The 2528-nt window shown below is 63.3% G+C and carries 3 protein-coding genes; 1 reads left to right on the forward strand and 2 read right to left on the reverse strand.

The annotated features are described in order from the left end of the window. Both VFW93_RS01995 and VFW93_RS02000 read right to left on the reverse strand, forming a co-directional pair. A partial coding sequence (locus VFW93_RS01995; protein WP_329692317.1) for a phosphotransferase family protein occupies positions 1-951 on the reverse strand: 951 nt, incomplete at its 3' end. Between the two features lie 46 nt (positions 952-997). Beyond that, positions 998-2227: an acyl-CoA dehydrogenase family protein gene (locus VFW93_RS02000; protein ID WP_329692318.1), complete on the reverse strand. Its 1230-nt coding sequence runs from the start codon at positions 2225-2227 to the stop codon at positions 998-1000. A 100-nt stretch (positions 2228-2327) separates the two neighbouring features. Here VFW93_RS02000 and VFW93_RS02005 point away from each other — a divergent pair. Then, on the forward strand, positions 2328-2528 hold a 201-nt coding region (locus VFW93_RS02005), incomplete at its 3' end, for a LysR family transcriptional regulator (RefSeq protein ID WP_329692319.1).

The raw sequence follows: 2528 nt of genomic DNA on the forward strand, positions 1-2528 counted from the left end.
CACGATGCCCGCCAGGCGGAACAGGCCATAGACCTCGTAGAAGTCGAAGTTGGCCACGCTCCAGCCGGTACGTTGGGCGTAGTACTCGATCACTTCCTTGCGGGTCAGCATGCCCGGTGCGTTCGTGGGTTGACGGCGCGAGCCCAGCATGAAGGGGTCGTCATCGGCCTGCACCCAATAGGCCAGCGAGCTGCCCAGGTCCATCAATGGGTCGCCCAGCGTGGCCATTTCCCAGTCCAGCACGCCGATCACCTTCATCGGGTCGGCGATGTCCAGCACCACGTTGTCGAAGCGGAAGTCGTTGTGGATCAGGCAGATGGCCACTTCCTGCCTGGGCTGCCTGTCGGCCAGCCACTGCATCACGGATTCGAAGTCGGACACATCGTCCGTGCGTGCGGCACGGAAGCGCTTGCTCCAGCCCTCGATCTGGCGCGCCACATAACCTTCGCCCTTGCCCAGCGTATCCAGGCCAGCGTCCTTCACATTCAGCATGTGCAGGTCGATCAGCTTGTCCAGCACGTTCATGCAAAGCTGTCGCGTCCTGGGGGCATCCAGGCCCAGCTCGTCAGGCAGGTTCTGCCGTGGGATCACACCCACCAGGCGCTCCATCACATAGAACGGCGCACCGATCACCTCGGTGTCTTCGCAGATGGCGTAGACGTTCGGCACGGCCGGGTACACGGGCTTGAGCATCTCCATGATGCGGGCCTCGCGCACCACGTCGTGCGCCGATTTGGCGATGTGGCCAAAGGGCGGGCGACGCAGGATCAGGTCGCGGTTTTCATAACTCAGCAGGTAGGTGAGGTTCGAGGCCCCGCCCGGGAACTGCTTGAGTTGCGGCTCGCCCTCCACCGCGAGGCCTGCAGCACGCAGGTACGCGTTCACGCGGACCAGATCCACCTCTTCACCGGCGCGCACCTTGCCCGCGGCGTCGATCAACTTCTCGCTCATTGCTTGTGTCTCCTTGAGTACTTCTCAGCCAGGCACCTGTGTGCGCTCAGCCTTCACCGCGTGCGGCGCGCTGGCGGGCCAGTTCGAACTTGGCCACCACCTTGCGGTGCACTTCGTCCGGACCATCGGCCAGACGGATGGTGCGCACATAAGCCGCCAGGGTGCTCAGCGGCGTATCCAGCGTGACACCCAATGCGCCGTGCATCTGGATGGCCGCGTCCAGCACCACCTGCGCCATATTAGGCGCAACCACCTTGATCTGCGAGATCTCGCTCATGGCGGCCTTCACACCCACCGTGTCCATCATCCAGGCGGCCTTCTGCGTGAGCAAACGGGCTTGCTCGATGGCCATGCGTGCGTTGGCGATCACGTCCACATTGCCGCCCAGTTGATTCAAGGGCTTGCCAAATGCCACGCGCTTGTCGCCGCGCTCGGCCATCATGGCCAGCGCACGTTCGGCACCGCCGATGCAGCGCATGCAGTGGTGGATGCGGCCAGGGCCCAGTCGGCCTTGGGCGATTTCGAAGCCACGGCCCAGGCCGGCGATGATGTTTTCCTTGGGCACGCGCACGTTGTCGAAGGTGACTTCGCCGTGTCCGAAAGGCTCGTCATACACGCCGAACGACGGCAGCATGCGCTCGATCTTGACGCCCGGTGTGTCCAGCGGCACCAGGATCATCGAGTGGCGCTTGTGACGCTCGGCGGTCGGATCCGTCAGCCCCATGAAGATCAGGATCTTGCAATTGGGGTGGCCAATGCCAGAGCTGAACCACTTGCGCCCATTGATCACGACCTCGTCGCCTTCGGGCACCGCCGTGGCCTCCATGTTGGTGGCGTCCGACGACGCCACGCCCGGCTCGGTCATGCAGAAGGCCGAACGGATCTCGCCGGCCAGCAAGGGTGTCAACCAACGGTCCTGCTGCGCGGGCGAGCCGTACATGTGCAGCTCTTCCATGTTGCCGGTGTCAGGTGCGTTGCAGTTGAACACCTCGGCGGCCATGGTGTTGTAGCCCATCAGTTCGGCCAGGGCGGCGTACTCCACCACCTTGAGGCCAGCACCGTGGTGCGGATCGGGCAGGAAGAGGTTCCACAGGCCAGCTGCCTTGGCCTTCGCCTTGAGGTCTTCCATCAAGGCGGGCTGGCGCCATTGACGCCAATCTGCCGAGCCGGTCATCTGCGCGTGATAGGCATCCTCGGCCGGGATCACGTGATCACGCATGAAGCTCTTGACGCGTTCGATGTATTCCAGGGCGCGGGGGGAATGGCCAAAGTCCATGGGCTGCTCTCTTTCTGGCGGTCAGTCTTTGCTGCGCGCAGTGTAGAAATCAGCACAGAATGAATCAAATGAATTATCTGAATCCGGATACATTCACAAAATGAATCTGAACAAGATCGATCTGAACCTGTTCCTGGTGTTTGACGCCATCGTGCAGACCGGCTCGCTCACCGCCGCGGCACGCGAACTACACCTGAGCCAGCCGGCCGTCAGCCATGCCCTGGCGCGCCTGCGCGACACCCTGGGCGACCCGCTCTTCACCCGCCAGGGCCGCCGCATGCTGCCCACACCGTATGCGCGC

Origin of the sequence: Aquabacterium sp. (genome assembly GCF_036279675.1) — a bacterium.
Classification (GTDB): Bacteria; Pseudomonadota; Gammaproteobacteria; order Burkholderiales; family Burkholderiaceae_C; genus Aquabacterium.